The sequence below is a fragment of the Arthrobacter sp. HMWF013 genome (assembly GCF_003061105.1).
Taxonomy (GTDB): domain Bacteria; phylum Actinomycetota; class Actinomycetes; order Actinomycetales; family Micrococcaceae; genus Arthrobacter.
Map to the genome: position 1 here is coordinate 1 of NZ_QAIQ01000170.1, position 4,915 is coordinate 4,915.

Below are 4,915 nucleotides of genomic sequence, written 5' to 3' on the forward strand. Positions count from 1 at the left end.
AGCATGCCCAGGTTTCCGTAGAGCTTGTTGTCGGCATTTTCGCGGACCGCGCAGGTGTTGAAAACCACGACGTCGGCCTGCTCACCGTCAGCCGGCACGTAGCCGGCGTCCTCCAGCATGCCTGCCATCCGCTCCGAGTCATGCACGTTCATCTGGCAGCCGAAGGTTCGCACCTGGTAGGTGCGCGGCTGCGGCACAGCAGAATCTGAAGAAGGAACGGTACCGGATGCGGGGGAAGGAATGGTCAAACTCACCTGTTAAGGGTACCGGGTTGGCGGGGCGCTGCCGATCTGCCGTGGGACAGCGATTACCGCGCGCCTAGCTATCCGCGCTCTGGTCCGATTCCTGCTCGACCTGCGCGTCGATGACCTCGCCAACCACCCTGAATGCCTGCGACGGCTGGTATCCCTTCCGCGCAAGCATGGAGGCCAGGCGCCGGGTGATTTTGTCCCGCTCCGCCCGGTCGGACAGGTCACTTCCGGACCGGAGTTTCCGTTCCACGAGGCGGCGTGCGGCCTCTTCCTCGTCCTCGTCGGAGAGCTGTTCCAGTGCGGAGGCGGCTGTCTCCGGATCGATACCCTTATCCGACAGCTCCCGGCGCAGGGCTCCCTTGGCCAGCTTCCGTGACTGGGAGCGGCTGCGCACCCACATGTCCGCAAACTCGGCATCGTCAATGAGGCGGACCTCCTGGAACCGGTCCAAGACGGCCTCAGCCACATCCTCGGGAATGTTACGCTCCGCCAGCTTCCGCGACAGCTGCAGCCGGCTTTTGGCCGAGCTGGTCAGCTGCCGCAGAACAATAGCGCGGGCAACGGAGGCGGGGTCCGGTTCCGGGTCCGCAGCGAGGGACGAGTCAGGAGTGGGCCCGTCCTGCCCTGAACCCCCGGTGCCCGGCCTGCCCGAAACTCTTGTGCCCGCCGCTTCGGCGGCGTCTGCGTTCCGGCCCCGGCTCCCGCTCCTCCATTGAATCCACAGACCCCTTAGAAGCCGTCAACGGCCTTCAGCTTGGGTGTGTCCTTGGACTCGTCAGCTGCAGGTTTGACCCCGACGCCGAGCTTCTCCTTGATAAGACGCTCAAGTTCCGTTGCGAGCTCGGGGTTGTCGCGCAGGAACCTGCGGGAGTTCTCCATGCCCTGGCCCAGCTGGTCGCCGTCGTAGGTAAACCATGAACCGGACTTTTTGATGATGCCGTGCTCAACGCCCATGTCGATGATGCCGCCCTCACGGGAGATGCCCAAGCCGTAGATGATGTCGAATTCGGCAATCTTGAAGGGCGGGGCCATCTTGTTCTTGACGATCTTGGCCTTGGTGCGGTTACCGACGGAATCCGCGCCTTCCTTCAGCGTCTGGATCCGGCGGACATCGATGCGGATGGACGCGTAGAACTTCAGCGCCTTACCACCGGTGGTGGTCTCCGGGGAGCCGAAGAACACGCCGATCTTTTCACGGAGCTGGTTAATGAAGATGGCGGTGGTCTTGGTCTGGCTCAGGCGGCCGGTGATCTTACGCAGCGCCTGGCTCATCAGGCGGGCTTGAAGACCCACGTGGCTGTCGCCCATGTCGCCTTCGATTTCGGCGCGCGGAACGAGGGCCGCGACGGAGTCTATGACGATGACGTCCAGCGAGCCGGAGCCGATCAGCATGTCCATGATTTCCAGGGCCTGCTCGCCGGTGTCCGGCTGCGAGACCAGGAGTGCGTCAGTGTCCACGCCAAGCTTGGCGGCATACTCCGGGTCCAGGGCGTGCTCGGCGTCAATGAAGGCAGCGATGCCGCCGAGGCGCTGGGCGTTGGCCACGGCGTGGAGCGCAACAGTGGTCTTACCTGAAGATTCCGGGCCGTAGATCTCCACGACACGGCCGCGGGGCAGGCCGCCAATTCCCAAGGCGACGTCCAGTGCGATCGATCCGGTGGGGATTACCTCGATAGGGGCGCGCACCTCGTCACCCAGCCGCATGACGGAGCCCTTGCCGAACTGCTTGTCAATCTGGGCCAGCGCTGCTTCCAACGCTTTTTCACGATCCGGGGCTGCCGCCATGGTTCACACCTCTAATGCTTTCTCGCTTTGGAGTGGCCTGAGCGGCCGTTTATTGGTCATCTCTGACGCTAATGGCACCCACTGACAATCAGGCCGGATGACATTGCCTATGTGGATAACCCACTACGAAAAGCATAGCTATACCCGAACAGATATTCGAACAACGCCGGCGGCGTGTCAGTGGAAAGAGCACCTCTTTGCCTGCCCTGAGGCGCCGGTCAGCGTTGTTGCCTGGAGATCAGTCGCGGCGCGGCTGGACGTCGCGGCCCAGCCGGCGCTCCGGCGGCACATCCTGGATGTCGCAGACTGCCAGCCATACCTGGCGGGGGCTCACACCGGCCGCGAGGGCCTGGTCAGCGGTGCGCCCGCCCACTCCGGCCAGGACCAGGGTACTGCTCAGGACCCGCGAGTACCCGGCTCCAAATTCGTCGTCCATAAGCCGCCAATAGTCACTGATCCGCACCAATAGAGTCTCTCATGATCCCGGCGCCTAGAATTGTTGCCATGAGCAACATGGCTGAAACAACCCCGTCGCCCGGTCCCGCGGAGTCCGGTACTGCGGAGCCAGTTCCTGCGGAGAGTGACCCGGGAGAGGACACGCTGGACGCAGCCCTGAACAACGTGGAACACCAGATCAGCCTCCTCTGGCGCCGTGCGCGTTCCGTGTCACAACAGCTTTCCCGCCAGGTCCACCCCGATATGGAACCGGCAGCGTATGGATTGCTGACTGTCATCCGGCGGGAAGGCCCCATCCGCCTCACTGATCTTGCCCTGAACATCGGCGTGGGCAAGCCGTCCGTGAGCCGCCAGATCGCCTTCCTGGAGAGCCTCGGCCTGGTTTCGAAGGAAGCAGATCCCCTGGACGGCAGGGCGCAGGCGATCCGGCTGACTGCGAAGGGCGAGGAAAAGATGCACCAGGTCCAGGATGCGCGGCGCCAGGTTTTCCGCGAGCGGCTCGGCGAATGGCCGGTCGGGGAGCTGCAGACGCTCGCCGAATATGTGGCCAAGCTCAATACGATTTATGAGCGCGACGGTTTTGCGAAGGACACTCCGGCCTGAGGCGGCCCCGAAGGGTGGCGCCAACACGGCAAAGCCTCCGGCCTTAAGGCCGGAGGCTTTGTCGTTTTAGTTGCGTTGGGGTGCTGCCGGCGGCCTAGCGTGCGCCGGAAAGCAGACCCGTGGAGAGTTCGCTGTTGAGTTCAGCGTTCAGGTCGCGTTCAAGATCGCGGCCGTAACGCTGTGAGAATTCCTGGGGAACGGTGTCCGGAACGGCTACGCCCTCGGCGACGGCAACGCGGTCGCTGACTTCGCGGAGCATGCTGGAGAGCGGCACGTCCAAGGCGGAGCAGATTGATGAAAGGAGCTCTGACGAGGCTTCCTTCTGGCCGCGCTCCACTTCGCTGAGGTAACCCAGGGAAACCCGGGCACTGTGCGAAACTTCGCGGAGCGTACGTCCCTGGCGCTGGCGGACATCGCGCAGGACATCACCGATTTCGTGACGAAGTACAACCATCTTGCGCTCCTTCTGTTCGCTCTTAGCCTGATCGGCGAGGCCCACATCCTTCCAGCGGACAACGCCGTTTACGGATACGGGCTGCTTTACCATCTGTATCGCCTTGCTCCCTCATAAGTGCGGTCCGCCGTGGAGCGAACCGTGGTGGTTTAATCATCCTAGGCGCCTCCGGAGTCCGGAAGCGACACAATGTAATAACTAATGGATACCGGGATTTGTTCCCGGCAACTTTACGCCCGGTAACCTCAGGATGACAGGGCTGCGAGCAGACTTTCCAATGCGGCCCCGCAGGCCTGGCCGCGGATCTCTGCCCGGTTTCCTGAAAAACCGTACTCGGCGTAGGTTGTGCCGCCCGCGGTGGCAATGCCGATAAACACCGTTCCGACCGGTTTGCCGTCATGTTCCTCCGGGCCCGCCACTCCCGTAGTGGCGATCCCGATGTCAGCGCCAAGCACTGTCCGGGCTCCGTCCGCCATGGCTGCGGCGACGTCCCCGTCAACCGAGCCGACGGCGTCGAGAAGTTCCCGTGACACCTTCAGTACCCCTGACTTGACCGTGTTCTGGTAGGCCACGACGCCGCCCTGCAACATGCCGGACGCTCCGGCAGTGTCTGCCAGAACGGCAGCCACCATGCCCGCTGTGAGCGACTCCGCTGTGGCTACGGTCCGGCCGGCCTCCAGAGCCGTTTTGACGGCCTCTTCCGCGAGGTGGTGAAGATTAGTCACGTCAACTCCCTGGTTAGCTGGTCTTTTTTTGGGCTTTCTTGCCGCGCGCACGGAGCCGGAGGGCCTCGACAACGTACTCGACGCCGGTCCACACCGTGATCAGCACCGCCACCATCATGACCGCGAAGGCTACCCATACCAACCAGGGCGCAAGCGCTGCCAGTGGGAGGAGGTACAGGAAGATCGCGGCAGTCTGGACGACCGTCTTGAGTTTGCCGCCCCGCGACGCCGGGATTACACCGTACCGGATGACAAAGAAGCGGAGGGCGGTGATCCCCCACTCCCTGACGAGGATCAGAATGGTGACCCACCACGGCAGCTCGTTGAGGATGGAGAGCATCACGAGTGCGGAGCCGATCAGGAGCTTGTCCGCAATCGGGTCGGCGATTTTGCCGAAATTAGTGATGAGTCCGCGGCTCCTGGCGATGTCGCCGTCGAGCTTGTCCGTGTAGATCGCGACGGCGAACGCCACCACCGCGGCCCAGCGCCAGAGGCTGGATTCACTCTTCAGCCCTGGAGCATCAGCCAGGAGGAACCAGACGAAGAACGGCACCAAGGCGATGCGCACCATAGTCAGGATGTTGGGAAGATTCCAGATTCCTGCACTGCTGGAGCCTGCGGCGGTTGCTTCGGTGCTAGTC

General features: G+C 63.1%; 7 protein-coding genes and 1 pseudogene. 1 reads left to right on the plus strand and 7 read right to left on the minus strand.

The genetic code is table 11. The features are described from left to right. The 4 genes and pseudogenes from DBR22_RS07465 to DBR22_RS07480 all read right to left on the minus strand — a co-directional run. Nucleotides 1-254, minus strand: a pseudogene (locus tag DBR22_RS07465) (tRNA (N6-isopentenyl adenosine(37)-C2)-methylthiotransferase MiaB); the annotation flags it as partial. A gap of 64 nt (nt 255-318) precedes the next feature. Then, entirely contained in the window at nt 319-801 is a 483-nt protein-coding gene (locus tag DBR22_RS07470; protein WP_308810190.1) for a regulatory protein RecX, read from the minus strand. Between the two features lie 179 nt (nt 802-980). Next, nucleotides 981-2,036, minus strand: coding sequence for a recombinase RecA (recA, locus tag DBR22_RS07475; protein ID WP_108598485.1), 1,056 nt, complete (start codon nt 2,034-2,036; stop codon nt 981-983). 238 nt (nt 2,037-2,274) lie between these two features. After that, the gene (locus DBR22_RS07480) at nt 2,275-2,499 is read right to left on the minus strand and encodes a DUF3046 domain-containing protein (protein ID WP_108598486.1); all 225 of its coding nucleotides are present in this window, start codon (nt 2,497-2,499) and stop codon (nt 2,275-2,277) included. Between the two features lie 41 nt (nt 2,500-2,540). Here DBR22_RS07480 and DBR22_RS07485 point away from each other — a divergent pair, with 41 nt between their 5' ends. Then, complete coding sequence (locus DBR22_RS07485) at nt 2,541-3,095, plus strand: MarR family winged helix-turn-helix transcriptional regulator (protein ID WP_258229083.1); 555 nt, start codon at nt 2,541-2,543, stop codon at nt 3,093-3,095. A 94-nt stretch (nt 3,096-3,189) separates the two neighbouring features. Here the strand turns inward: DBR22_RS07485 and DBR22_RS07490 are convergent, their stop codons facing one another. The 3 genes from DBR22_RS07490 to pgsA form a co-directional block, all read right to left on the minus strand. Then, nucleotides 3,190-3,642 (minus strand): helix-turn-helix domain-containing protein, encoded by a 453-nt coding sequence (locus DBR22_RS07490; protein WP_108598488.1) that lies wholly within the window; start codon nt 3,640-3,642, stop codon nt 3,190-3,192. Between the two features lie 152 nt (nt 3,643-3,794). Then, nucleotides 3,795-4,274, minus strand: a complete 480-nt coding sequence (locus DBR22_RS07495; RefSeq protein ID WP_108598489.1) for a CinA family protein — start codon at nt 4,272-4,274, stop codon at nt 3,795-3,797. Between the two features lie 13 nt (nt 4,275-4,287). Beyond that, the coding region (gene pgsA, locus DBR22_RS07500) for a CDP-diacylglycerol--glycerol-3-phosphate 3-phosphatidyltransferase (protein WP_308810189.1) at nt 4,288-4,915 on the minus strand (628 nt) is incomplete at its 5' end.